The organism is Mesorhizobium sp. M0621, from assembly GCF_040320745.1.
GTDB lineage: Bacteria > Pseudomonadota > Alphaproteobacteria > Rhizobiales > Rhizobiaceae > Mesorhizobium.
Genome location: NZ_JAMYQF010000001.1, coordinates 204248 through 230302, shown reverse-complemented (window position 1 = coordinate 230302; position 26055 = coordinate 204248). Strand labels below are relative to the sequence as shown.

Genomic DNA, 26055 nt, shown 5'->3' with positions numbered 1-26055 from the left:
CCGCGCGATGCGGAAACACAAATCTTTTTGAGAAAACGCCGCGGCTTTGGGCCGCGGCGTTGAGAATGCAGGAAGAGACCGGCTCTTAGTTGCAGGCCGCAACGGTGCCGGCGGCAACGCCCGCGCAGACTTCGTCCTTCTTGATCCAGCCGGCGTCGATGACGACGTTGAGGTTGTCCTTGGTGATGGCAACCGGGGTCAAGAACAGCGACTTGACGGTATTGCCGCCCGGCGTCGTGAAGTCCTTGGCGCCGGCAATGTCGGCCGTCTTCTTTCCATCGGCCAGCTGCGAGGCGATCTCGGCGGCGTTCTTGCCGAGCTCGCGCGCGTCCTTCCACACCGACACGGTCTGCGTGCCGAGCGCGATGCGGTTCAGCGCGGCGTGGTCGCCGTCCTGACCCGAGACCGGCACGGTGCCGGCAAGGCCCTGTGCCGTCAGCGCCGCGACGACGCCCCCGGCGGTGCCGTCATTGGCCGCGACCACGGCATCGACCTTGTTGTCGTTGGCGGTGAGGAACTGTTCCATGTTCTTCTGGGCGTTGGCGGGCAGCCAGCCGTCCGTATAGGCCTCGCCGACATTCTTGATCTTGCCGCTGTCGATGGCTTCCTTGAGCACTTCCATCGAGCCCGCGAACAGGAAGTCGGCATTCGGATCGGCACCCGAGCCCTTGATGAAGACATAGTTGCCTTCCGGCTTGACCTTGAACACTTCGCGGGCCTGCATGCGGCCGACTTCCTTGTTGTCGAAGGTCAGGTAGAAGACGTCCTTGTTCTCGATCAGCCGGTCATAGCCGACGACCGGAATGCCTTCGTCCAGCGCCTTCTGCACCGCCGGGCCGATAGCCGAGGCATCCTGCGCCAGGATGATCAGCGAATTGGCACCCTGCGAGATCAGGCTTTCGACATCGGTGAGCTGCTTGCCGGGATTGGACTGCGCGTCGGCGGAAATGTACTTGTCGCCGGCTGCCTCGATCGCCGTCTTCATGGCGGCTTCGTCGGTCTTCCAGCGCTCTTCCTGGAAGTTGGACCACGAAACGCCGATGACCTTGTCCTTCGCCTGCGCGACCGACGCGAGCGTCAGCGACATGGCGACACCCGCCAGGATGGCGGCTGTGAATCTTTTCATATTATCCTCCCTGCGCCGCGTATGGCGCGACCAAACTGACCCGAAGGCCGGCACAGAGGCTCTATTTTTTCGAGCCTCGAAAAAATACTGATCCAACACCGGAACGCTGTCAACATCGATCTTGATGGATTTTGATGTGCTCGGGAATTTTTTTCGGGCTCCGGAATAAATAAATGACAGATTGGGCGGCTTCTGCCAGTATTTGGCTGCGTTGCCGACAGCGTTCGAGGGCACGGAGAACCGCGGCGACCGGGAGGACTTGAAGAAACATGTCGGTCGGAATCCGCCACGACGATTTGCGCCGCCGCAACCGGGCGATGGTGATCGCGGCCGTACGCCGCGCCGGACAGCCGTCACGAACCGAGATCGCCGCGACCACGGGCCTCAGCCATTCGACCATATCGGCGATCTCCTCCGACCTGATCGGTGAGGGCATCTTGACCGAAAGCAAGCCAAGCGAGGCCGGCTCGCTCAAACGCGGCCGGCCGCAGGTCGGCCTCAGCCTCAATCCGGAAGCGGCGGCGGTGATGACCGTGGTGCTGTCGCTGAATTTTCTCTCCGTCGCCGTCATCGACTATGCCGGCCAGGTGGTCGCCGAGGAACAGCGGCGGCTGGACACGCTGACCATGTCGCGCGACGCGCTGATCGGCGAATGCGTCGCCATCGTGCGGCGCCGCCTCGAAGACCCCGACCTTGACGTGCGCAGCATCGCCCGCATCGCGCTGGCAATCCAGGGCATTACCGACACCCGTGCCCGCGCCATGCTGTGGTCGCCGATCACGCCGCACACCGACATCGCCTTCGCCGACATACTCGAAGATGAGTTCGCCATCCCCGCCACCGTGGAGAACGACTGCAACATGATGGCGATAGCGCTGCGCTGGCGCGATCCCGATCGCTACCGCGACGATTTCATCGCCATCCTCTTGTCGCACGGCATCGGCATGGGCCTGGTGTTGAAGGGCGAGCTGTTCACCGGCACCCACTCCTCGGGCGGCGAGTTCGGTCACATGATCCACCAGCCGAACGGCGCGCTCTGCCGCTGCGGACGGCGCGGCTGCGTCGAGGCCTATGCCGGCAACTACGCCATCTGGCGCAATGCAAGGCAATTGGGTGAGGACGCGGAACCCGTCGCCGATGTCAGCGACGCCGACATGCGCGCCCTGGCGACCGCAGCCCGCGAACGGGATGGGCCCGAGCGCGAGGCCTATCGCAAGGCGGGCGAAGCGCTCGGCTACGGTCTCGGCAGCCTGTTCGCCCTGATCGATCCGGCCCCCGTCGCCATGGTTGGCGCCAGCGCGGCCGCCTTCGACCTGATCGAGCCAGCTTTGCGCAAGGCGATTGCCCAGACCGCCGGCGGCCAGCATTCAAAGTCGATTTCCTTCGACACCGAACCGAACGAACTGCCGCTGATCCGCGAAGGCTGCGCCATGCGCGCGCTGACCTTCGTCGACCAGGAAATTTTCGCGCCCGGCGCGCAGGCGAGAGGGAGCGCCGGCAAGAGCGTTGCGTGAGGACCAGGGTCAAAATTGCGCGGTCCGCAATATCTACCGCTCCGTGAAAGCGCGAGCGAAGGAATCAAGCATCGGTCGTGCGAGATACTCGAAGAAAGTCCGGTCGCCAGTGCTGATGAACGCTTCGACCGGCATTCCAGGGTAAAGCTGCTCCGCTTTCACGTCGGGCGGCAGGTTGGCGGCAATCTTCAGCTTGGCGCGGAAATAGGGTTCATGCGTAGCCTGATCGACGAGCCGGTCTGCGGAAACCTGTGTCACGATGGCTGAAATCTCAGGGGTGAGCCGCATGTTCAACGCTGATAGTCGCAGTTTTGCAGGCTGGCCGACACGAACCCGGTCGATGTCTTTCGGCGGCAACCGTGCATCGACGACCAAGCCCGATGCCGTAGGCAGAATCTCCATGATCTTCTCGCCGGGGGCAATCACGCTGCCCTTGGAATTGTAGGTGGACGATACCACGATGCCCGCCGCCGGCGCCTTGATCGTCGTCCGCCGCAGCACTGCCTCGGATGCCCGCATCTGTTCGTCAATGTCAGCCAGCGAAGAACGTACCTCATCGAGCTTCGTCAGGGCTTCCTCCACGCGTTGCGTGGTCAGGCGCTCGATCTGCTCCCGGGCTTCGACGATCTGGGTGTTGGCCGACGCAAGATTTGCCTCCAGCGCCCCTCCCTGCCCGACGAGATCGGCCTCGCTACGCAAAAGCTGCGAATATTCAGTGCGATTGGTGAGGCCCTTGTCCAACAGATTGGTCTTGATGCCGAGTTCTTTCTTCACGACTTCGGCCTGTTGCTGAATGGCCTGCTTCTGGGCCTGCAACCCGACAACAGACTGGCGATGCATGGCAACTCGCTGCGCGAGGATCGATTGTTCCGATCGAAACCGGGCGAGCCTGGCGTTGAATTCCTTCTGCTGTTCTCGAACCAGAGCCTCGAAATCGTCCTGGAACGGTGCTGGCGCAGCCTCTGTGATTGGGGCAAGCTGATCCAACCCGTCGCGTTCCGCCTCCAGCCGCGACGCGCTGGCCTTCAACGCGATCGACTGTCTCGTCAGCCGGTTGAGTTCGGCTTGCGCGGCTGTTCTATCCAGCAGGATCAAATCCTGGGCCTGCTGCACGCGATCACCTTCATGGACCAGCAACTCTTGGATGATGCCGCCCTCAGGATGCTGGATGAGGATGTTTCCGCCTGTCGCCGAGATGGTGCCTTGCGTGATAACCGCGCCGGACAACGGTGCACTGACCGCCCAATAGCCAAAGCAACCCACCAATATCGCTATTGCCGCGTATCCGGCGAATGCCACCCGCCGGATGTCGGTGCGTGCTGTGCCTTCCCAGGCGAGGCTCTGCGCTGTCATCTTCTACGATCCAAAGCGGACGCTATGAGGGGTGCTGCGGATCGTCGTGGCAAAAGACCCTGTCACCGCCGTGTTGCGCTGTGGGGGAAGGCCGATGCCGGCGATCGGCTGCCGCATCACGTCGCCGCTTGGACCGAAGGTTTCGATCACTCCAGCGCGCAGAAGCATCACGCGGTCGCAGGCCGCGGCGATCGAAGGGCGGTGCGTTATTGCGATTGTCGTAATGCCCGCCGCTTTCGCGGCGGCAAGCACTTCTTCGAGCGCGGCTTCGCCGCTGCCGTCGAGATGGGTACTGGGCTCATCCAGAACGAGAACACGCGGATTGCCGTAAAAAGCGCGCGCCAGTCCGATCCTTTGGCGTTCGCCGCCCGACAGTGCTCTGTCCGACGGACCTATTCTGGTCTGATAGCCGTCTCGCTGCTCCAATATCAGCTCATGCGCCCGGGCATTCTTTGCTGCCTCGACGATCGAGGCGTCATTCGCATCGGGTTCAAAGCGGGCGACATTTTCCGCGATCGATCCGGGAAAGAGCTCCACCTCCTGAGCGAGATATCCGATATGCCCGCCAAGCTGCTTCTCGTCCCAGGTTCTGAGATCGGAGCCGTTGATCCTGACGCAGCCGCTGGTCGCCTGGATCGCACCGACAATCAATCTCGCCAGGGTGGACTTGCCGGCTCCGCTCGGACCTATTATCGCAACCGCTTCGCCGGCGCCGATGTGGAAGTTCAGTCTCTTGATGATAGGTTCGGCGCCGGGCGTGGCATTCGGCGCGACAAAGATCAGGCCCTGCACGACAATTTCGCCGGACGGATCCGGCAAGGTCAGTTTTTGCGCTTGTGCCGGCTGGGCGGAAAGCGCCTTGTCTAACCGCTTCCACGATCGTCTGGCGTCGACGATCTGCCGCCATGACCCGATCAGTTGGTCGAGCGGCTGCAGCGCGCGGGACGACACCAGGGAAGACGCGAAGATCATGCCGGCCGTCATCTTCCCTTGCAGCACGAGCCATGCTCCGACACCGAGTATCGCCAGCTGAAGCATCATGCGTACGGCTCGCGACGTTCCACTGAAAATCGCGTTGGCCATCGACGAACGGTCATGAAGGACTAGCGCCTCCGCCACGTGCCTTCCCCACACTCGCGCGGCGTTTTGGACCATGCCCATGGCACGCAGCGTCTCCGCATTCCGGGCGAAGGCCTGCTCCGACAGGCTGGCAACAGCCGAGCGTTCCGCCGACAAGGCGTCATTCCTGCCGGTGGCAAACTGATTTGCCACGACCAGCGCAAGCAACAGCGCAGATCCCGCCAGCGTAAGCCAGAACAGCAAAGGATGGATGAGGTACAGCAGGGCGAGGAAGAACGGAGCAAACGGCAGGTCGAACAAGACCGCCGCGCCGCGTGACCTGATGAAGGCGCATACCGAGGCAAGGTCGCGTAGTGGAGACAGGGCTGCTCCGCCGGCGTACTTAGCCTCAAGCGAGACGGCGAATGTCCTCGCGCCCAGTCTGTTATCGACAGTGGCTGCAACGCGCTGCGTGTAAACGGAGCGGACCGCATCGAGGAGGCCGAGAAAGGCGAGTGCGAGAACCGCGATAGCAGAGAGGTAAAGAAGCGTCTCGACGCTGGAGGAAGGCAGGACGCGGTCGTAGACCTGCAAGAGATAGAGGGGGATCACCAATAGCAGGATGTTGATGAGGAACGAGAAAACACCGACATCGGCGATGGCGCGCCTCAAGACTGCCCGCAGACCAGACTGTGCAATCATTCCCGCGCTCCTAACAGCTTATGGCCCAACATGAGGGCGTCGCTTAGACCGAATGGTCGCCGGCGATGTCCAAGGGGTGGTGCTGCAGGTCGTCCAGCGTATAGGCGCGGATGTAGTCGATCTTCATCTCCGCCGGCGTAGCCAGATGGTCAGGAGGCTGGCCAGCAATGCCGCCCACCGCGAGATCGGCCAGCATATACATGGGATCGTGCATGTCGGCGGGCGTCGCCGCTTGAGCGACCTTTACACCATCGTAGGTCCAGACGAGCTCATCCTTCGTCCAGAGCAGGCCATAGGTGTGGAAACCGCCGGTGTCCGCAACGTTCACCGTGGACGAAACCTTCGTGTGCGCTCCCGTCTCATTGGTATGCGCCGTCATGTAGAGCGTGTTCAGGTCCTGGCCGCGCGTTTCGACAACGTCCAGCTCCGGCGGCCACGAGCCGTCTTCAGGAAGCAGCCAGAAGGCCGGCCAGGCTCCGGCCGTTTCAGGCAGGTCCGCCCGCATTTCGAAATAGCCGTAGGTTTGCGCGAAGGTGTCGTGGGTCGTCAGTATCCCCGAGGTGTATTCGTAGTTGTTGATCAGAGGCTTGATGTCCTCCGGCGCCTGCGCGGCGGTGATGGTGAGGACGCCGTTTTCAACGCTGAACGGGTGGACGGAACTGGTCGGGCCATAATTGGCGTCGATATACCACTGCAACTCGCCATTGCTGCTCAACGTGCTGCCGTTCGGCGCTCCCCACCAGAAATTGGAATTCCAGGTGCCGTCCTGCCCGTCCCGAAGGCTCAGCGTGTTGAAATCGTCGGAGAAGGACAAAGTCATGCCGGACTTGTCGATCGGAAGTTCGAACTGGGTGGGCTGCAACTTGTCGATGGTCGTATTCTTGAACACCAGGATCTCGTCGGATCCGAGGTTCAGCATCACGTTCGATTCCACCTGGACCATCTGCGAACGGACGGCATCGAACGAAGTGAAGTCATACCCGTTAAGGCGGACCGCATCGGTCGCACCGAAATCGAAGATAAGATCACTTCCATTTCCTTTAGAGATGGCGAAAGTATCGGCGCCGTCACCGCCGATCAGGACATCATTTCCCTTGCCGCCATCCAGCGTCTGATGACCCGATCCGCCCTTGATGATGTTGTCCAACGCATTTCCGAACGCATATCGATTGGCGCCGGTAACGACGAGGTTCTCGAAATTGTCGGGGAGCTTGTAGCTCATCCATGTGTCGATCGTGTCGATCCCTGCCCCGGGATCTTCAACCACCTTATTGTTGGTGGAATAGAGGTGATAGTAGTCGTCGCCGGCGCCACCGTAGATCGTGACATTGACGCCGGCGTCTCCCCAGAAGGAGTCGTTGCCGGAGGTGCCATGCAGTTCCGGCCCGGACCCGGTGGCCGAGAACCAATGAGTGGAAGCGCCGGTGTAGGGAAGAGGGATGCCTTTGGCGTTTAAGACCGTGCTCATCAGAAATCCTTCCTCATGGTGTCCGACCTGGTCAAATCATTCGGCGCAAGGTCCGGCGACCGCTTTCAAAGCAACGTTGCAAAGAACGAGATCGTTCCACGGAATCGTCATTCGATCCGAGATCGTATTGAATATTTGGAGCACACACAATGAATAAAGAGGATGGAACCCGCTGCAGGTCGAAGTAAATTTAGTAAAATTGTGTATTTGTGAAAAATACACGTCCTTTAAAGAACGTATATATAAATTAACTCAAATTAATTCTTGAGGTGCGTGGCTTGTTGGCCGGAGTCTGCGGGCAAGATAGCAGAGTTTGGGAAATCGGAGAACGCCAGAAACTGCCTGTCGCTTTGGCCCGAATGCGGTCATTCGAAAACTGATGGGGATGACCGCTCCTGGCGTCACGTGCTCGCTCCCCATCGATGAGACGAATGCAACATTCCAGCCTTCGCGGCCGTTGGCGACCGCCTGCTAATCGAGTTTTCCCGGTCACGATCTATCGGGACGGAACAGGCACCTAATGCATGTCGCCCAAAAGTGACCTCGGTTTGGAGTGCGCCCCTAGGGGTGGACAGATCGTCCTGAGGAATTGACCATGGCTGTCGGGTTTTCGGAGAGAGAACCGTGGCAAGACATCGTAGTTACAGCATCACGTTCAAGCGTCAGGTCGTGCAGGAATATCTGTCGGGCGAGACGCTGCACAGTTTGGCGAAACGGCACGATATCACCCGTACTCCGATCCGTGTCTGGATTGGCAAGTATGAGGCAGGCGGCTTCGATGAAGATACGGCTTCGGCCACTCTGATCACGGAATATGAGGCGCGGATTGCCGCGCTTGAGCGACTTGTCGGCAAGCAGGCTCTGGAACTGGAGTTTCTAAAGGGGGCTCTGAAAAGCGCTCCGCGGCCGAAAAGCGGGATTACGTCCGTCATCACCGGCCCCGTGGTCTCAGTGTCGCCAAAGGCTGCCGGCTGATGGATCTGGCGCGTTCCAGCTTTTATGACCGCCCGGAATGACCGGCCGATGATACCGCTATCGTCGAGACGATGGTCTCGATCTGCGACGAATTCGAGTTTTATGGCTATCGCCGCGTGGGCGCGGCGCTGCGTCAGCAAGGCTTTGTGGTGAACCACAAGAAGATCCGCCGCCTGATGCGCGACCACGGCCTGCAACCGAAGGTCAGACGCCGGTTCGTCGCTACGACCGACAGCAATCACAACAGTCCGATCTTCCCCAATCTGGCAAAGGACATCGTTCCGACCGGTCCGAACCAACTCTGGGTCGGCGACATCACCTATGTCGCGCTACCGATCCGCTTCGTCTACGTCGCCATCATTCTCGATGTCTGGTCGCGCATGATCGTCGGCTACGCTATCAGCCGCGCGATCGATGCCCGCCTGACGGGCGCCGCCTTGCGCGCCGCAATCGAGCGCAGAAAGCCACCGCTAGGCTGCGTTCATCATTCCGATCGCGGCTCCCAATATGCCGCCGAGACTTACCGGCAGCTTCTCGCCGGCCATGGTCTGGCCGGCTCAATGGGCCGCAAGGGCAATCCTTATGACAATGCCAAAGCGGAGAGCTTCATGAAGACCCTGAAGCTCGAGGCGGTTTATCCGATGGCGCTTGAAACCTTCGAGGACGTTGCCGAACACCTTCCCCACTTCATCGACCAGGTCTACAACAAACGCAGGCTCCATTCGGCGCTGGGATATCTCAGCCCGCAACAGTTCGAGGATCAACACATCCGGCAGACGGGCAAAACCGCAGCCTGATCAGTGTCCACCCCTAGGGGCGCACTCCAGTTTTGGGAAAACGACATGCATAAAAAACAAACACCTAAAGCGCGTCGCCTAAATCCGTTCAACCGCGACGCGCTTTAGTCTTCCCTGATCGCGTAGCCCGCCCCGCGAATGGTGCGGATCACGTCCGGCATGCGGCCATTGTTGACCGCCTTGCGCAACCGGCCGACATGCACGTCGACCGTGCGCTCGTCGATGTAGATCGTCTCGCCCCAGACATTGTCGAGCAGCTGGCTGCGCGAGAACACGCGGCCGGGATGGCGCATCATGAATTCGAGCAGGCGGAATTCGGTCGGTCCGAGCCGGATCTCGCTCTTCTTGCGATAGACCCGGTGCGATTCACGATCGAGCACGATGTCGCCGACCTTGAGCACGCTGGACAGCACTTCCGGCTTGGCGCGGCGCAACAGCGCCTTGACCCTGGCCATGAACTCCGGTGTCGAGAACGGCTTGACCAGATAATCGTCGGCGCCGGTCGAGAGGCCGCGCACACGGTCGCTCTCCTCGCCGCGCGCGGTCAGCATGATGATCGGCAGCCGCTCGGTCTCGGAGCGCATTCGCAGGCGCCGGCAGAGTTCGATGCCGGAAACCGCCGGCACCATCCAGTCGAGCACCAGAAGGTCGGGAACGTTCTCCTGCAGCCGGATCTCGGCCTCGTCGCCGCGCGTCACCACCTCGACCTGGTAACCTTCGGACTCCAGATTATAGCGGAGCAGCACGCCTAGCGGCTCCTCATCCTCCACCACCATGATGCGTGGCGCGATCATCGGCCGGTCACTCCTGTCATGCCGCCGGCGCGGACATTGCCGTCTCGTCCTGCTTCGGACGATTGGCGGGCAGCTGCGTACCGGTCAAAACATAATAGGCATTTTCGGCGATGTTGGTCACGTGGTCGCCGATGCGCTCGAGGTTCTTGGCACAGAACAACAGATGCGTGCACGCCGTGATGTTGCGGGGATCTTCCATCATGTAGGTCAGCAGTTCGCGGAACACCGACGTGTACTTGACATCGATGCGCTCGTCGTCGGCGCGTAGTTTTGCCAACGCCTCGGCGTCGCGGGCCGCATATTCCTCGATGACGCCCTGCACCTGGATCAACACCAGTTGCGCCATTCCATCGATCGAGTGCGAAAGGTCGCGCGGCGTGACGCTGAGGCCGACAGTACCGACGCGCTTGGCGATGTTTTTGGCAAGGTCGCCGATGCGTTCGAGATCGCCGGCCATGCGGATCGAGCCGACGACATGGCGCAGATCGTCGGCCATCGGCTGCCGCTTGGCGATCAACGTGATGGCGCGATCGTCGAGCTCGCGCTGACGCGCATCCATGATGGCGTCGTCGGAGACGACACGCTGTGCCAGCGCGTTGTCGGAATTCAAAAGCGCCTTGGTCGCACCGCCGACCATCGAGCTGGCGAGATCGCCCATGTCGCTGATGAGCTTGCTGATCTGACCGAGATCCTCGTCGAAAGAAGCGACTGTGTGTTCGCTCATGATCCTGTCCCTCGTATGCCTGAACTCAGCCGAACCGGCCGGTGATATAATCCTGCGTGCGCTTCTCGCGGGGCGACGTGAAGATCTTCTCGGTGCGGTCGAACTCGACCAGCTCGCCCAGATACATGAAGGCCGTCTGCTTCGACACGCGCGCCGCCTGCTGCATGTTGTGGGTGACGATGACGATCGTGTAGTCGGCTTGCAACTCGTCGATCAGCTCCTCGATCTTGGCGGTCGACAGCGGATCGAGCGCCGAGGCCGGCTCGTCGAGCAGGATGACTTCCGGCTTCACCGCCACGGTACGGGCGATGCAGAGCCGCTGCTGCTGGCCGCCGGAGAGGCTGAGGCCGCTGGCGTTGAGCTTGTCCTTGACCTCGGTCCAGAGTGCTGCCCGCTTCAGCGCCTGCTCGACGCGACCGTCCATCTCGGACTTGCTGAGCTTCTCATAGAGCCTGACGCCGAAAGCGATGTTTTCATAGATCGACATCGGAAATGGTGTCGGTTTCTGGAACACCATGCCGATCTTGGTCCGCAAAAGGTTGAGATCCTGCGAGCGGTCGAGGACGTTCTGGCCGTCGAGCAGCACCTGACCTTCGGCGGTCTGCTTGGGATAGAGCTCGTAGATGCGGTTGAAGACGCGCAGCAGCGTCGACTTCCCGCAGCCCGAAGGCCCGATGAAGGCGGTGACGCTGCGCTCCGGCAAGGACAGCGTGATGTCCTTCAGCGCCTTCGACTGGCCGTAGTAGAAGTTGAGGTTCTTGACCTCGATCTTGGCCTTGGCGGTGGCCTCGGCGGCAATCGTCATGTCTGGAGACAACATCTGGCTCATTTGTCCTCTCTGCGTCCGGTCAGGCTGCGAGCAACGATGCTGAGCGCGAGAACCGTCAATGTGATGATGAGTGCGCCGGTCCAGGCCAGTTGCTGCCATTCCTCGTAAGGGCTGAGAGCGAACTGGAAGATGGTGACAGGCAGGCTGGCCATCGGCGCGTTGAGATTGCTCGACCAGAACTGGTTGTTGAGCGCCGTGAAGAGCAGTGGCGCCGTCTCGCCGGAGATACGGGCGATCGACAGCAATATACCGGTGACGATACCGGAAAGCGCGGCGCGGTAGGCGACCGACTTGATGACCACCCAGCGCGGCGCGCCGATCGCGGTGCCGGCTTCGCGCAAGGCGTTCGGCACCAGGTTGAGCATGTCTTCGGTGGTACGCACGACGACCGGAATGACGAGGATGGCGAGCGCGACAGCACCGGCGATTGCCGAGAAATGCCCCATCGGCCGCACCATCAGTTCGTAGACGAACAGGCCGATGATGATCGACGGCGCCGACAACAGGATGTCGTTGATGAAGCGCACCACGGTGGTCAGCTTGGAAAAGCGGCCATATTCGGCCATGTAGGTGCCGGCCAGCACGCCGATCGGCGTGCCGACGATGACGGCGATGATCGTCATCACCACGCTGCCATAGATGGCGTTGAGCAGGCCGCCGGCGTCGCCGGGCGGCGGCGTCATCTGCGTGAAGACGTCAAGGGACAGGCCGGCGGCGCCCTTGTAGACCAGCGCGCCGAGGATGAGTGCCAGCCAGGCAAGTCCGATGCCCGCCGCGGTGACGCACAGCGTCATCATCACGGCATTCTTCCTCTTGCGGCTCTGGTGAAGCGATGTGGCTGTCGACATCGGTCAGGCTCCGGTGCGGGCATCGATGCGCATCAGCATGTAGCGGGCGATGGCAAGGATCAGGAAGGTGATGACGAACAGGATCAGGCCGAGCGCCACCAGCGAAGAGGTATAGAGGTCGCCGACGGCTTCGGTGAACTCATTGGCGATGGTCGCGGAGATCGTCGTTGCCGGCGCGAACAGCGACGTCGAGATGCGGTGCGCGTTGCCGATGACGAAGGTCACCGCCATGGTCTCGCCGAGCGCGCGGCCAAGTCCGAGCATGACGCCGCCCATGATGCCGATCCTGGTGTAGGGAATGACCACGCGGCGGGTCACTTCCCAGGTTGTGCAGCCGATGCCGTAGGCCGATTCCTTCAGCACCGGCGGCACCGTGTCGAAGACGTCCTTGGTGATCGAGGTGATGAAGGGCAGCACCATGATGGCAAGGATCAGCGACGAGGTCAGCAGGCCAATGCCGTAGGGCGGACCGGCAAACAGGCTGCTGAGGCCGGGAATGCCGTGGAAAACGCCGATGATAAAGGGCTGCACCGTCGTCTGCAGGAACGGCGCCAGCACGAACAGGCCCCAGATGCCGTAGATGATCGAGGGGATGCCGGCGAGCAGCTCCACCGCCATGCCGATCGGCCGCCGCAGCGGGCGTGGGCAAAGTTCGGTCAGAAAGATGGCGATGCCGATGCCGAGCGGCACGGCAATCAGGATGGCGATGGCGGAGGTGATGATGGTGCCGTAGATCGGCGCCAGCGCGCCGAACTTCTCTGTCACCGGGTTCCAGCTTTCGCTGGTCAGGAAGGAGAAGCCGAAGGTCGACAGGGCTTGCCAGGAACCGGCAAAAAGCGAGATCGCAACGCCGCCAAGCAGGACCAGCACCAATATGGCGGCAGCCCGGGTCATTCCGTGGAAGATCGCGTCAGTCAGCGCGAATCGTCTGACAATCGCGTCGCGCGAACCTCGAATGGCTGGCAAGGCTTCCTGGACAGCGCTCATGTGAAGCTCGGCTCTTTGAGTTGAGGAAAAGGAGCGCCGCGGCGCGGCGCTCCTTCAAAGGAAGTTACTCGCCGGCGTAGACGGGCTTGCCGTCGGCCTGGATATCGGCCTTCCAGGAGGTCTTGATCAGGTCGACGACGCTGTCGGGGATCGACACATAGTCGAGCGCCTTGGCGGTTTCCTTGCCGTCCTTGTAGGCCCAGGCAAAGAACTTCAGCGCTTCGCCGGTGGCTGCAGCATCGTCGGGAACCTTGTGGATCAGCACCCAGGTCGAGGCAGCGATTGGCCAGGTGGTGTCGCCGGGCTCATTGGTGATGATGACGTTGAAGTTCTTCGCGCCCTTGAAATCGGCATTCGAAGCAGCGGCGCCGAAGGATTCGAGCGACGGCTCGACGACCTTGCCTGCGGCATTCACCAGCTTGGAGTAGGACAGGCTGTTCTGCTTGGCATAGGCATACTCGACATAGCCGATGCCGCCGTCGGTCTGCTTGACGGTGTTGGCAACGCCTTCGCTGCCCTTGGCACCGACGCCGGTCGGCCATTCGACCGCCGTGTCCGAACCGACCTTGTCCTTCCAGTCGGGCGACAGCTTGACCAGGTAGTCGGTGAAGTTGAAGGTCGTGCCCGAGCCGTCCGAGCGATGCACGACGGCGATCGCGGTGGACGGCAGGGTGAGGGTCGGGTTCAAGGCCTTGATCGCCGCATCATCCCAGCTAGTGATGGCGCCGAGGTAGATCTGGGCCAAGGTCGCGCCGTCAAGAACCAGTTCGCCCGGCTTGACGCCGGTGAGGTTGACGATCGGCACGATGCCGCCCATCACCATCGGGAACTGGATGAGGCCGTTCTTTTCCAGGTCGGCATCGGACATCGGCTTGTCGGTGGCGCCGAAGGTCACGGTCTTGGCGATGACCTGCTTGATGCCGCCGCCCGAACCGATCGACTGGTAGTTGAGGCCGACGCCGGTGTCTTTCTTGTAGGTGTCGGCCCACTTGGCGAACACTGGATAGATGAAGGTCGAGCCGGCGCCGGAAAGATCAGCTGCCATTGCCGCGGAAAGGGTGAAAGTGGACGCCGTAGCCATTGCAATCGCAACGGCCGCTGAGCGGATGAAATGTCTCATGTGGCCTGCTCCTGTTCGGAAGATGGTCTCTCGGCGCCATTCCTCTCGGCGCCCGCTGAGGCCAATAGCCTTCGATTATTACAGTCGCATGACAGTTTGATGTCACCCCGGTAACGCGTGTCCGGGACGAGCAAAATGCCGCCTGGCCGGCGCTCCCGATGGAACGCGGCTTTGCCCCCGGAATCAGGGACTTGCTACATTTAGGCCGTAGGTGGCCGGCGATTTGGGTTTCAACAGGATTTTATAAAGAAAAGCCGGACGGGAGCGCGTTGCTCTCGGCCACGGTGTCGTGGCCGGGCCATCGCCGAAAACAGGTCCGTTGGGGTAGGTTGACGCTGTCTCATGCCGGCGGTCGCTGCTCCCGCCCGTAACTGGAAAGAGCGGAATTCGAATGTGGTCATTCTCTCGGCTGCGTGCCGCCTTTGATATGGCGCGATCGCGCCATAGTCTTGGCGTTGGCGGTAGCCGCGAATCTTCGCCGAATGGGCAAATGCATGTCGCCCAGAAGGGCTCCGGCTTTGGGAGCACAACATGCGCAACGCGGTTTGGGGGTGTGCGACGCCGGCCTTTAGCCGGCGTTGCGCTGAGCCTGGCGGCTGGCGCCGACCCAGCGCTCGACTTTCTCGAGCAGGGCTCTGGGGCTGATCGGCTTGGGCAGATAGTCGTCCATGCCGGCCTCCAGGCAGCGTTCGCGATCGCCCTTCAGCGCATGCGCGGTGACGCCGACGATCGGCACATGCGTGCCGGTCTCTTCCTCCAGCCGGCGAATCGCGGCGGTCGCCTCCAACCCGTTCATCTCCGGCATCGAGACATCCATCAGGATCATGCACGGATTGAGCCGGCCGAAAGCATCGAGCGCCTTGCGGCCATTGCCGACGATCTCGAAACCATAACCGGTCTCGCCGAGAATCTGGGTGAACACCATCTGGTTCACCTCATTGTCCTCGGCAACCAGGATATCCAGCCTGAACTCGCCACCACCCGTCGCGGGTAGCCGGGGGCGTACCGAAGGCGGCTGCAGCAGCGCCCGCTGCTCCGCCGGCGCCGACGGCTGTGGCCGCGCCACATTGCCTGGAGGGACGGTGCCGGCGAGCGGCGGGACGTCGCTGCCGGTCGTGGTGTGGCGATGCCGCTGGATGGTGGCGACCAGCGTTTCCAGCAGCACCGATGAGCGCGCCGGCTTGATCAGCTGGGCATCGATGCCGAGATCGCGATAGCTGGTGTTGGCGAGCGACTGGTCGACCGAGGTCAGCATGATGATCGGCGTGCCGGCAAGGCCTGCGGTGTTGCGCACGATACGCGCCATTTCGGCGCCGCTCATCTCAGGCATCTGGTAGTCGAGCACGACGCAATCGACCGGCACGCCATAAGCGGCGGCGGCGACCAGCACCTTGAGGCCCTCGGCGCCGCTCTCTGCCGCGCAGGAATCGAACGTCCACGATGTCATCTGCTCGGTCAGGATGGCCCTGTTGACGGTGTTGTCGTCGACGATCAGTACACGCGCGCCGGTCACGTCGATCGGCATGATGCGCTGCCCGTTTTGCTCCCCGGCCCTCGGCAGCGTTACCGTGAACCAGAAGGTCGAGCCCTTGCCTTCGGCGCTCTCGACACCGATGTCGCCACCCATCAGCTCGACGAGCCGCGAGGTGATAGCGAGGCCGAGGCCGGTTCCCTCGTGCCGCCGCGTCGACGAGGTGTCGACCTGGCTGAACTTCTCGAACACGAGTTTCAGTTTTTCCTCTGGGATACCTATGCCGGTGTCGGTGACCGAGATCGTGAGTTTCGTTCCGGTCGGAACCCTCTCGCCGGTGACGTCGACCAGCACATGGCCTTCATCGGTGAATTTCACCGCGTTGCCGAGCAGGTTGGTGACGATCTGCCTGATGCGGCCGACATCGCCGACGAACAGGCTCTCGAGACGAGGCTCGACGCGCACGATGAGTTCGAGATCTTTCTCCTTGGCGCGTGTCGACACCAGCGTCGCCACGTCCTCGATCGCTTCGGCGAGATTGAAGGGCGCCGGATCGAGCACCAGCTGACCGGCGTCGATCTTGGAGAAGTCCAGGATATCGTTGATGATGGTGAGCAGCGCGTTGCCCGATTTGACGATGATGTCGGTAAACGTCTTCTGCTTGGGGTCGAGGTCCGATTTGGCCAAGAGTTCGGCCATGCCGAGCACGCCGTTCATCGGCGTTCGGATCTCGTGGCTCATATTGGCGAGGAATTCCGACTTGGCGCGGTCGGCGAGTATGGCGCGCTGGCGCGCCTCGCGCAGTTCGGCCTCGCGCATCTTCAGCTCGGTGATGTCGGTAGTCGAGCCGATCAGGTAGAGCGAACCGTCGGACGCGATCATCGCGCCCTTGCGGGCGAATTGATGCCTGACGCTGCCGTCGGCAAGCGTCACCGTCTCCTCGACCTCCTGGGTTTCGCCGGTGCGCAGCACGGCGAGGTCGCCATTGACGAAGGCTTCGCCGTCCGGCCCGAAGATCTCGATGTCGGTCTTGCCGATCGCCTCATCCCTGCCGAAGCCGGTGAGATCGCTCCAGCCCTTGTTGACGTAGAACTGCCTGAGGTCGGAGCGCTTGGCGTAGATCGACACTGGCACGTTGTCGATCAGGCTGCGGAACACCTCGTTCTCGCGCATGCTCTCTTCCAGCGCGCGCTCGCGTGCCTTGACCTCGGTGATGTCGGTGCTGGACCCGACCAGATGCACCGATCCGTCCAGCGCCACCAGGCGACTCTTTCGCGTCATCAATTGCCGAACCGTGCCGTCGCGATGGGTGACGGGTTCCTCGACCTCCTTGAAGGCGCCGGTCACGGCGACTTGCGTGTCGTCATGGCTGTAGCCATCGGCGTCCTGCACTCCGAACAGCTGGCGGTCGGTGCGGCCGATGACCTCCTCCTTGGCGAAACCGGTGATCGCGCACCAGGCCTTGTTGACGAACTCGATGCTCAGGTCCTGCGCCTTGATGAAGGCGGCGACCGGCAGCTCGTCCAGCACGTGCCGGAACAGATCGATCTGGCGCATCGAGTCGCGCAACGCCGCCTCGCGGCTCTTGATCTCGGAGATGTCGACCCGCACGCCGATGAAGGTGCCATCGCCGGTCCGCATGTCGTAGACCTGATACCAGCGGCCGTCGGGATTGTGGCGCTCGAACGAGGAACTGGGCAAGCGGTAGCGGGCGAGGATCGCATCCAGCCAGCGGTCGGGATCGTCGTCGTAGAGCTTGTCGACTTGCGGGTCGCCGCTGCTGCGGAAATAGCCGTTCGCATGGCCGAGGACGAGCGCCTCGCGCAATGTGCGACCGGGCTGCCATGCCGGCTTCAGGGCCGGCAGCGTATCCTGGATCTTGCGGTTGGCGAAAACGAACCTGTCGTCGCGATCGTAGATGATCACGGCGGCCGGCAAGGATTCCAGCACGCTGGCGAGATGCTGACGCGCATCTTCGGCCTCGGTCTCGCGGCGCTTCATGTCGGAAATGTCAAACAGGAAACCGGCAACGTAGTTGCGGCCGCTGGCCATGCCGACGCGGCTTTTTCTGACGATGCGCGAACGGCTGGCGCCATCGGCCTCGAAATTTTCTTCCACTTCGTACGGGCGCCCGCTGGCAAGCACGTCCCGTTCGCTCTGCTCGAAAAGCGCGACGGCGTTCGGCGAGAGGAAATCGCCGCCGGGTTTGCCGAGCATGGCTTGCGGCGTCTGACCAAACAAAGCGGCGAACGCCTCGTTGACGAAGACGAAGCGCAGATGATCGTCCTTGACGAAGATCGGATCCTTGACGGCGTTGATCACCGCTTCCGCCAGTCGCGCTTTCTCCAGCGCGTCGGCAAGTTCGGCCTCGCGGTCCTTCATGTCGGTGACGTCGACATAGGAGATCAGACGCTTGCCGCCGGCCAGCGGCGCCATCGACGATATCAGCGTGCGGCCGTCATTGCGTGGGAACTGCCGCGATCCGGCGGTGCCGGCCCTGATTTCCGCCTCGCGCTCGGCGATATGGCGCCGCCATGTCGCGTCGTCGGAACCAAACGGGTCGATGTCGCGGCTGGCGTCCATCAGATCGCGGAAGCCGCAGCCGATCCCGGCGCGGCGAGCGTCGATCTGCCAGAAATCGTAGAAGGCACGGTTGACGACTTCGGCGCGCATATCGGCATCGAGGACGAGGACGCCGATCGGCATCTGATCGACCATGGTGTGGAGATTGGCGAAGGTCTCGGCGATCTTGGCGTTGGCGCTCTCGATCTCGGCATCGCGATTCTTGATTTCGATGACCTCATAGTAGGTCAACAGCCGCTTGCCCCCGGACAGCGCTGTCACCGAGAACATCATCGTCCTGCCGTTGGCGTGGAGAAACTCGCGTGGCGCGACGGAACCGGCGCGAATCTCCTCGATGCGGATGGCGAGGTAGCGCTGCCATTGCCCTTCGTCGATGTCGCCATAGATGCCGTTGCGGCGGTTGAGTTCCATCAACAGGCTGAACGGAGCGCCGACGGTGACAGTGCCATCCGGAATCCTGGAAAGGTCGCGATAGGCCTTGTTGATGATCAGCGTGTCGAGCCTGGCATCGAGAAGCACGACGCCCATGTGCATGGCGTCCATCGTCCGCTCGAGATCGACCAGATGCTGGTCGCTCTCGCCGCCCGCCGACGGTTCCCGCCCCGGGGTCTGGAAGGCGCCTGCCAGTGCGGTGACGTTGCGGCCGATGCCGCGATAGCCGGCAAACCGTCCCTCGCCGTCGAACCTTGGAAAGCCTGACGTCAAAACCCAGCGGCAGTCGGCGCTGCCACCTTTCAGTTCATAAACGAAGTCGCGAAACGGCCGGTGCGCCTGCAGATCCTCCAGATGCGCGGCACCGCTGCGGTCGCCGTTCAGGACCTGGTTGAGGAAGTCGAAGCGGAACCGGCCAAGCACGTTTGCCGGATCGATGCCGGTGGCTGCCTGGTAGTTTTGCGAAAGCCAGGAGAATCGCAGTTCGGCGTCGGTCTCCCAGACCCAGTCCGAACCGGCTTCGACAAGTTGGCGAAGCGCATCGGTCGAATCCATACCTGTGGCGGACGATGATGCATCGTCGCCATGCGCCGTCGATTTGCGAGGCCCGCGCTTGCCGCGCGCGCCAATTGCATCGTCCGCTTCCGCCATGCCGTCCCCACCCCGAAAACCAAGGCCGAACCCTCCTCTCGGTTCGCCGGCGGAATGTGCCCGAGAAGCATTAACGATCCGCTAACCTTAACGGCCGGTTGGATAAATCGGCCGACACGGCCTGCGTTATTCCGCCGGTTGTCGGCGGGACCGAAGCCGCTATATTAGCTCCAAGGGGTATTTGCGGATGTTCGGACGGATTGTGCCTTTTTTCATGGGGCTGGCGCTGCTTTTCGGCAGCGGCTGCTCGCGCAGTTATGACGGCACCGTCGTCATCCCGAGGCCGCTCGATGTCCGGCGTTTCTGGGACCGGCCGCCTCCGAATGTCGACTACGGGCCATCCCAGGTCGAGAACAGCGCCTTTCCGGTGGCGCCACAGCCGAGGCGATTTTCCGAGCGCAGGGTCATGACGCATGCCGCGCCCAGACGGCACCAGACGAAGCTGCCCGCGTCAGCCTCCCTGTCCTCGCCGGCGAAACCGCTGGTATGCAAGAACGTCAGCGAACCCGGCAAGAGGGCTCGCATGGTCTGCGACTAGATCGCGCTCAAACAAGCACGATCAGCAAATGGCGCGGCTTGCCTTCACAGCGAGGCTGCGCCCTTTTTCGGCTGTTTCGCACCGAGCTTGTCGAGTGCAAGACGAACCTGACGCAAATCGTCCTGCCAGCCGTCATCGTCGTCCATCGGACTCTCCGAGGCTGCCCGCTGCAGCCCGCGCGCCTCGGATTCGATCTCGCGCAGTTCAGCGATTTTCTGTTCGGTGGTCAGGGAGCCATCTTCGACGATCTCCAGCACCCGCATTTCCCTGAACGTGGCCATGGCGTTTCTCCTGGCTGATGTCGATCACAACGCCGTGAGCGCCTCTCTGTTCCTCCGTGCTCAGCCGGATCGAAACAAGGCTCGCTACGGCCATCCGCCAAGTCGGAAGGCTGGCGGTCAGTCGGCCGGGAAGAAGGCCGGGCCGACCACGCGCACCGATCGCGTGCCGGCCTCGATCGACTGCTGCTGGGCGGCGCCCGGAGCTTCGGCATCGGTCCTGGGAACGGCCGCAACGGTGCCAAGATCCGGTTTTGCCGTCGGCAGCGGAATGATGGCGTTGCTCATGTTGGCGGGCGTCACCGTCCTGGCTCGCAGTTCGGTGACCCGCTGGTAATAGCGCTTGACGTCGCATGCCTTGAAATTCGCGTCATCGCGGTATCTGAAGGCCGCCGGCAACTCGGTGTAGGGCTTGCGCGTATCGAGCGCGGTCATCTGGTCGGTTTCGAGGCTGGCGTCGCTCAACGTGTAGAGGTCGACACCGGGATCATCGCAGATGTAACGGCACTGATCGGCCGTCTCCTTCAGATCGCCGCCGGCGGCGAATTGCGACTTTGGCGCCGGGAAGAAATAGCCATCCGACAGGCGCACGCAAAACAGCATCGCATTGCCGCCGAGCGCGGCCCCGGCCGATTGGGTGCTGGGTGCGGCGCGCGCCGGCCGTTGCTTTGCCAGAGGTGCGCAGCCAAGCGCGACGAAGCGCGCCTGCAGGCCCGATGTGTCCTGGCCCGAATTCGCCGCGGCAGCGATCCGGCGCTGCACATCCGTGCGGCTCCTGGCGAGGTCGGCGCAAGCGTTGAAGAGGCCACCGAGCGAACTTTTCGCGATGCACTGGCGCTGTCTCTCGATATTCTGGATGGCGGCAAGCTGCCGGCGCAACTGGGCAAGCTCCGGGCTTGCCCCGCCGCTGCGGCCGGCCGAAAGCAACTGGCTTCTGATCGCGCCGCAGCTGTCCGCGTGCGACGAAAGCATGCCGAGCAAAACCGCCGACATCGATATCAGCGCGATTATCATGAGGGGTGAGAAACGGGTCATCGAAACAACTTGGTCCTTGTCGCTGAGAACCTGGAATTACAGTCCTTGACTTCGGCAAGCTTCGGCTAAATGAGTAAATTCTAATTCTTTCAAGCTTTTCTACCTGAAGAGACCTTTACCTAGTGTATTAGGTCGCCTCCTGTAAATTCGATATTACATTTTTATTTCAAGATTGAGACGAGCTCCAAGACAATGCGGCGACGATCGTCGAGGGTCCGCAGCGCGACGAACCCGTGATCAATCCGCCGTTACCGCCAGGCGCCTTTGAAACCTTTGCCTGGTCTTGGGCGTTGGATGGTCAAAGGAGAACGCAGATGTCGATCCACTTCACGGTCTCGGACCTGACAAGAAACCTGTTTTACTCGCTGGGGCTGGATCACGGGCGCGCGCCAAGGCCTCTCAACCCCGAGCAAAGCCTGCTACTGGAATGCTATCTGGCCGGCCAGGTTCCGGAGTCGGCTTGGAACGACTACGTCTTCGAGACGCCTGACCTCGCCCGGCATGCCGAGGCAAGGCGCAGTCACCACTGAGCCCGGCATACCGCAACGAGCCGTGCGTGGCACAGCTGCTTGCGGACTTACTTTTGCGGGCCTACTTGGGAGAGGCGAATTGCAACGTGAATACGTTGCCGGCGATCCCTTGCGCCAGCTTCGGTGAAAAGGTCAGCGGCAGACAATTCTGCAAGGCCGTTGTTGCGGCGTCGACAAACGATTTTTTCGCCTTGGCATCGCCATCCACCTTGATGGCCGTCGGCCTCGGTGGGCCGATCAGCGTGCCGTCTCGCTTGAAGCTGAAGCTCAAGGTCACGCTGGCGGTTCCGGCGTCCGCCGGTGGCGTCCAGCATGCCTGGATGGCGGCCCCGACATCGCTCATGGTGTTGAGTTCAGCCGCATTTGAAGGATGAATGGCGCTCGCCAGCATCACGCCCGCAACCGCAACCCGCCTCGCAACGCTTTTCATCGCCAGCCCTCATCTCATGCCTGATCGACAATCCGTGCCGGACTGCCAAAATGGATGGTAGGGCCAAAGCAGGCGATGACAATATCTCCGGCAAAAGTTGACGCCAAAAAAGCGACACAGAGGCTGGCGCGCCAGACCGGTGCCCGTTCACACTCGGCGATAGCGCGCAAAAAGCAAAAAAAGGCCGGCATTGCGCCGACCTTTCCTATCGCTACGACGTTCTGCGCCAGTACATCCGTGGTCGCGGGCCGAAAGCGAATTACCGGCAGTAGACAGGGCTTTGGTTAACGAATCCCTAACCTCAGGCCTTGGCCTGCGACTTCACATGGGCGATGTAGCCGCGTACGTCGCCGGCCGGCTCGCTATAGGCCTTGCCGAGCTTCTTCTCGACCGCCGCTACATAGTCCTTCGCCCATTTGGGCAGAGGATAGTCGATGACGGCCAGAAATTCGAGCGTCGCCGCCAGGCGGATATCGGCGATGGACGGGTTCTTGCCGCCGATGAACGGCTTGCCGTCCCTGAAGAAGCTGTGGAAGACCTCCAGCGGCTCGGCGATCGCCGCCATCGCCGCCTTCTGGGCTTCGGACTTCTTGTCCGGGTGGGCGTCGCTGTGGCCGACCTCGCCGGCATATTGCGGAAAACCGAGGAACGGATAGGTGGCGCGCGCCACATAGGGGTAGAGCGTACCGACCAGGTAGAACATGGCGCTGTCGATCATCGCCCGCTTGGCCGGCGCCTTCGGATAGAATTTCTCCAGCCCGTGCTTGTTGGAGAGGTATTGCATGATGGCGCAGCTTTCCCACAACACGCCTCTGGGAAGGCCCTTGTCCTCGATCATCGGCGTCAAATGGGCGGGGTTGCGCGCCATGAATTCCGGCGAACGGGTGTGGCCCCAGGCATCGGTCTCGGCGGCATCCAGCCCGGCCGCGCGCGCGAACACCCGAACCGTCATGTTGTTGACGCTGGGCTTCAGCATGCTGAGCTTTACGCCAGGTTTCTTCGCCGGCTTCGCCTTGGCCCCAGACGCGGCTTTTGCCGTCGCCTTCGTGGCGGGCTTGGCGGCTGCCTTGGCCGTGGGCTTTGCCGCAGCTTTCGCCGCCGGCTTGACGGCTGCTTTGGCTGCCGGTTTCCTGGCACTCTTCGTCGCTGTCTTGGCCATCTTGTTCCTCCCTCTGGTCTGTTCAGTATGGGTTCTTCGGCGCCCGGTCGTCCGACAGAGTTGCGCGGGAACGCTCGACGAGCGACTGGATCGCATCGGCGAGGTGCACTTCCGCGATGTTATAGTCGCCACGTGCCACCCGCAGCCTGTGCGCTTCCATCAGCACGTCGGCATGGGTGAAGCCCGCCGGCGGTTCGAAGCGGTAGGAGGCCAGTTCGATCAGCAGGCCGAGCGGATCCTCGAAATAGATCGAATCCATAAAGCCGCGATCCTTGACGCCGCTGTGCTTGATGTCGCGCTCGTCGAGCCGCGCGACGGCCTGCAGAAAGGTGACGCGCGACACCGAAAAAGCGATGTGGTGGACGCAACCCGGATCGGTCGGCGTGCGCCGTTTTTCCGGCGTGCGGCTCTCATCGGTGAAGATAGTGATCAGCCTTCCGTCGCCCGGATCGAAATAGAGATGGCTTTCGCTCGCCTTGTCGAGGTTCGGCTGCTCGAAGATGAACGGCATGCCGAGCACGCCTTCCCAGAAATCGATCGAGGTCTGGCGCCCGGCCCCGACCAGGGTGATGTGATGAACGCCCTGCGATTGCAGCTTCTGCATTGGCCTTCTCCCCCGATCTATCCGGCACCCGGCATTTCTATGCGCCGCTGGAGCCGTGCCTCAGGATTCATGACGCAATGCTAATGCAATCGGCCCCGCTGCGCCAGAAGCGACGAACGTGGCCAGGTTCGGACGATTGATGGAGAAGCTCTGAGAGATCCGTGGTCTAGGGTCGAAAGCGAATTGCGCCCAATCCCAGCACGCTGCCCAATCTCGGCACGCTACCCAATCTCGGCACGCTAGTTGAGAAATTTGATCTTCTTGAAAGCCATCATCTCTCCCATGACGTTCCCGCTGTCATCGACCTGCTGGCCTTGCCCGACCGTAACCGTCACACGTTTTCCCTTGTAGCGGGACGGCATCACGGTTTTCTCGTTCCAGCTTTCGCACTCGGGAGCGGCACACAGGCCGACTTGCTCGGCCCTCTTGCCGTCGACAATGGTCAGGTAGCAATTGTCGCCGCATTCGAAACCTCGAATGGTGCCGGTGATCTTCCTATCCTTGGAGAAGGACGGACCACACTGGGCGAACAGGGATACGGAGACGACAAGGACCAAGGCCAGTTGTTTCATGCGGACAACTTGCTGCAACGTACCGTGCGGCGCAAGCATCATATGTGACGAAGATATCTTGGTACGCCCAAGGAGAATCGAACCCCTATTCCCGAGCTGCAAACGACTCCGGCCGGTAGGCCGACCGGATAGATGACTTACGACCCGCTGCTGTTGACCGTAGTGCCGACGGTCGTGAATATGCCGTTGAGCGAATTGCCAACCGCGCCGGCGCCGGTGATGATCGCCAGCGCGATAAGAGCCGCGATCAAGCCATACTCGATCGCCGTCGCGCCAGACTCGTCCCGCGCGAAACGGTAGACTATTTTCTGCATTTTCAACCTCCTGGGCTTATTAAAGACAGCACTAATATGCTGCCGCGCGGGTTGCGGAGCAGTTAAGGTTCTCGGTTTCGGGTCCGTTAATATTTGCCGGAAAAATGAAATGAAGGCTGGAGCCTGAGGTGCCATTGGGCGCTTCAAGCTGCAGCCACATGGTGGACGCCCGGGATGGCGCGATGGCATTCTGCGAATTTGTTGAAATTCCTTGGTACGCCCAAGGGGAATCGAACCCCTGTTCCCGCCGTGAGAGGGCGGTGTCCTGACCGCTAGACGATGGGCGCGTTCAAGAACCGGCGATATAGGCTGCGCGCTGGGAAAAAGCAACCGGGGTTCGACCAGCTTTGCCACATCGGTAGAAAGCCGGCCACAAACCTATCGTTTCGGCTCGATCAGGTCCCAGAGATTGCCGTGCAGATCGGCGAAAACGGCCACCGTGCCGTAGGGCTCGAAGCGCGGTGCTTCGCGGAATTCGACGCCTTTCTCCAGCATCGTCGCATGGTCGCGGGCAAAGTCGTCGGTTTCGAGGAACAGGAAGACCCGGCCGCCGGTCTGGTTGCCGATGCTTTTGCTTTGTGCCTCGTCGGAAGCCTTGGCCAGCAGCAGCCTAGCGCCTTGCCCGCTGGCCGGCGCGACCGTGACCCAGCGCTTGCCGCTGCCGAGATCAATATCGTCGGTAAGCAGGAAGCCAAGCCGCTCGACATACCATGCAATTGCCTCGTCATAGCTGGCGACGACCAGGGCGACGGTCGCGACGCGGCGGTGTTCGGCGAAACCTTTCATTTGTTGCGGATCGCAAAACGGCCAATCAGGCGGCGTGCGGCGATATCATAGATGAAGATCGTGCGGCTGCCGTCGGCAAGCTCGGCGTCGATCGAGACGCGATTGCCGGACAGCGACTGGCTGACCACCCTGGCGCCGACCGGCAGCACGATATCGCCGCTGACCGGTTCGCCGGCGGGTGTCTGGATATCGCCGGTCACTGGCGGGTTCTCAGGAGATGCTTTGCGGGATTTGTAGACAACCGCCGCGATCACCACCATAAGAGCCAGCAAAAGCAGGCCGAGATTGATGGCCATGAAGCGGATGAGCTTGCCGCGCACCTTGTCGATCTCGGGGTCGAGCGGCTTCTCTTGGTCTTCCTCGGCATTGGCCATTG

25 protein-coding genes and 1 tRNA gene are annotated in these 26055 nt (G+C 61.8%); 5 read left to right on the top strand and 21 right to left on the bottom strand.

Going from position 1 to position 26055, the window contains the following annotated elements:
- Window positions 1–85 precede the first annotated feature (85 nt).
- Entirely contained in the window at window positions 86–1126 is a 1041-nt protein-coding gene (xylF, locus tag NKI38_RS01205; RefSeq protein WP_352633382.1) for a D-xylose ABC transporter substrate-binding protein, read from the bottom strand.
- 269 nt (window positions 1127–1395) lie between these two features.
- Between xylF and NKI38_RS01200 the strand changes: the two genes are divergently transcribed.
- Window positions 1396–2640 carry an ROK family protein gene (locus NKI38_RS01200; RefSeq protein WP_352654093.1) on the top strand — a complete coding sequence of 415 codons (1245 nt, stop codon included), beginning with the start codon at window positions 1396–1398 and terminating at the stop codon, window positions 2638–2640.
- A 33-nt stretch (window positions 2641–2673) separates the two neighbouring features.
- On the opposite strand, the gene NKI38_RS01195 is transcribed toward NKI38_RS01200, so the two are convergent.
- The 3 genes from NKI38_RS01195 to eglC are packed head-to-tail and all read right to left on the bottom strand — an operon-like array spanning window position 2674 to window position 7222.
- The gene (locus tag NKI38_RS01195) at window positions 2674–3993 is read right to left on the bottom strand and encodes an HlyD family type I secretion periplasmic adaptor subunit (RefSeq protein WP_502899227.1); all 1320 of its coding nucleotides are present in this window, start codon (window positions 3991–3993) and stop codon (window positions 2674–2676) included.
- A gap of 3 nt (window positions 3994–3996) precedes the next feature.
- Window positions 3997–5754, bottom strand: a complete 1758-nt coding sequence (locus NKI38_RS01190) for a type I secretion system permease/ATPase (RefSeq protein ID WP_352654089.1) — start codon at window positions 5752–5754, stop codon at window positions 3997–3999.
- A 43-nt stretch (window positions 5755–5797) separates the two neighbouring features.
- Window positions 5798–7222: an endo-1,3-1,4-beta-glycanase EglC gene (gene eglC, locus NKI38_RS01185; protein WP_352654087.1), complete on the bottom strand. Its 1425-nt coding sequence runs from the start codon at window positions 7220–7222 to the stop codon at window positions 5798–5800.
- Window positions 7223–7846: 624 nt separating this feature from the next.
- On the opposite strand from eglC, the gene NKI38_RS01180 reads away from it, so the two are divergent.
- Together NKI38_RS01180 and NKI38_RS01175 are read left to right on the top strand one after the other, a co-directional pair.
- A complete protein-coding gene (locus tag NKI38_RS01180) occupies window positions 7847–8197 on the top strand; it encodes a transposase (RefSeq protein ID WP_352654085.1) in 351 nt (116 codons plus the stop codon).
- A gap of 59 nt (window positions 8198–8256) precedes the next feature.
- Complete coding sequence (locus NKI38_RS01175) at window positions 8257–8994, top strand: IS3 family transposase (RefSeq protein ID WP_352654222.1); 738 nt, start codon at window positions 8257–8259, stop codon at window positions 8992–8994.
- A gap of 104 nt (window positions 8995–9098) precedes the next feature.
- On the opposite strand, the gene phoB is transcribed toward NKI38_RS01175, so the two are convergent.
- The 7 genes from phoB to NKI38_RS01140 all read right to left on the bottom strand — a co-directional run bounded on the left by phoB (window position 9099) and on the right by NKI38_RS01140 (window position 19433).
- Window positions 9099–9788 carry a phosphate regulon transcriptional regulator PhoB gene (gene phoB / locus NKI38_RS01170; RefSeq protein ID WP_140509737.1) on the bottom strand — a complete coding sequence of 230 codons (690 nt, stop codon included), beginning with the start codon at window positions 9786–9788 and terminating at the stop codon, window positions 9099–9101.
- A gap of 16 nt (window positions 9789–9804) precedes the next feature.
- A complete protein-coding gene (gene phoU, locus NKI38_RS01165) occupies window positions 9805–10512 on the bottom strand; it encodes a phosphate signaling complex protein PhoU (RefSeq protein WP_352654083.1) in 708 nt (235 codons plus the stop codon).
- 25 nt (window positions 10513–10537) lie between these two features.
- A complete protein-coding gene (pstB, locus tag NKI38_RS01160) occupies window positions 10538–11341 on the bottom strand; it encodes a phosphate ABC transporter ATP-binding protein PstB (protein WP_126070813.1) in 804 nt (267 codons plus the stop codon).
- Complete coding sequence (pstA, locus tag NKI38_RS01155) at window positions 11338–12189, bottom strand: phosphate ABC transporter permease PstA (RefSeq protein ID WP_352633396.1); 852 nt, start codon at window positions 12187–12189, stop codon at window positions 11338–11340. The genes pstB and pstA overlap by 4 nt, the downstream gene beginning before the upstream one ends.
- A gap of 3 nt (window positions 12190–12192) precedes the next feature.
- A complete protein-coding gene (gene pstC / locus NKI38_RS01150) occupies window positions 12193–13176 on the bottom strand; it encodes a phosphate ABC transporter permease subunit PstC (RefSeq protein WP_352633398.1) in 984 nt (327 codons plus the stop codon).
- 64 nt (window positions 13177–13240) lie between these two features.
- Window positions 13241–14296, bottom strand: a complete 1056-nt coding sequence (pstS, locus tag NKI38_RS01145) for a phosphate ABC transporter substrate-binding protein PstS (protein ID WP_352654081.1) — start codon at window positions 14294–14296, stop codon at window positions 13241–13243.
- A gap of 568 nt (window positions 14297–14864) precedes the next feature.
- Complete coding sequence (locus NKI38_RS01140; RefSeq protein WP_352654079.1) at window positions 14865–19433, bottom strand: PAS domain-containing protein; 4569 nt, start codon at window positions 19431–19433, stop codon at window positions 14865–14867.
- Window positions 19434–19620: 187 nt separating this feature from the next.
- Here NKI38_RS01140 and NKI38_RS01135 point away from each other — a divergent pair, with 187 nt between their 5' ends.
- Entirely contained in the window at window positions 19621–19971 is a 351-nt protein-coding gene (locus NKI38_RS01135; protein WP_352654077.1) for a hypothetical protein, read from the top strand.
- A 44-nt stretch (window positions 19972–20015) separates the two neighbouring features.
- Here the strand turns inward: NKI38_RS01135 and NKI38_RS01130 are convergent, their stop codons facing one another.
- Window positions 20016–20252, bottom strand: coding sequence for a hypothetical protein (locus NKI38_RS01130; protein ID WP_352633406.1), 237 nt, complete (start codon window positions 20250–20252; stop codon window positions 20016–20018).
- Between the two features lie 117 nt (window positions 20253–20369).
- Complete coding sequence (locus tag NKI38_RS01125) at window positions 20370–21284, bottom strand: DUF2865 domain-containing protein (protein WP_352654075.1); 915 nt, start codon at window positions 21282–21284, stop codon at window positions 20370–20372.
- Between the two features lie 314 nt (window positions 21285–21598).
- Between NKI38_RS01125 and NKI38_RS01120 the strand changes: the two genes are divergently transcribed.
- Window positions 21599–21814, top strand: a complete 216-nt coding sequence (locus NKI38_RS01120; protein WP_352654073.1) for a hypothetical protein — start codon at window positions 21599–21601, stop codon at window positions 21812–21814.
- 61 nt (window positions 21815–21875) lie between these two features.
- Here the strand turns inward: NKI38_RS01120 and tolA are convergent, their stop codons facing one another.
- From tolA to NKI38_RS01080, 8 genes are all read right to left on the bottom strand, one after another.
- On the bottom strand, window positions 21876–22244 hold the full coding sequence (tolA, locus tag NKI38_RS01115; RefSeq protein WP_352654071.1) for a cell envelope integrity protein TolA: 369 nt from the start codon (window positions 22242–22244) through the stop codon (window positions 21876–21878).
- A gap of 301 nt (window positions 22245–22545) precedes the next feature.
- Entirely contained in the window at window positions 22546–23403 is an 858-nt protein-coding gene (locus NKI38_RS01110) for a glutathione S-transferase family protein (RefSeq protein ID WP_352654069.1), read from the bottom strand.
- A 22-nt stretch (window positions 23404–23425) separates the two neighbouring features.
- Window positions 23426–24007 (bottom strand): VOC family protein, encoded by a 582-nt coding sequence (locus NKI38_RS01105; RefSeq protein ID WP_352654067.1) that lies wholly within the window; start codon window positions 24005–24007, stop codon window positions 23426–23428.
- Between the two features lie 239 nt (window positions 24008–24246).
- Entirely contained in the window at window positions 24247–24579 is a 333-nt protein-coding gene (locus NKI38_RS01100; protein ID WP_352654065.1) for a hypothetical protein, read from the bottom strand.
- Window positions 24580–24716: 137 nt separating this feature from the next.
- Window positions 24717–24893, bottom strand: a complete 177-nt coding sequence (locus NKI38_RS01095) for a Flp family type IVb pilin (protein WP_352633422.1) — start codon at window positions 24891–24893, stop codon at window positions 24717–24719.
- Window positions 24894–25105: 212 nt separating this feature from the next.
- Window positions 25106–25180, bottom strand: a tRNA-Glu gene (locus NKI38_RS01090).
- Between the two features lie 91 nt (window positions 25181–25271).
- A complete protein-coding gene (locus NKI38_RS01085) occupies window positions 25272–25679 on the bottom strand; it encodes a VOC family protein (RefSeq protein ID WP_352654063.1) in 408 nt (135 codons plus the stop codon).
- Window positions 25676–26053, bottom strand: coding sequence for a fimbrial protein (locus tag NKI38_RS01080; RefSeq protein ID WP_352654061.1), 378 nt, complete (start codon window positions 26051–26053; stop codon window positions 25676–25678). Before NKI38_RS01080 ends, NKI38_RS01085 begins: the two co-directional genes overlap by 4 nt.
- Window positions 26054–26055: the final 2 nt, after the last annotated feature.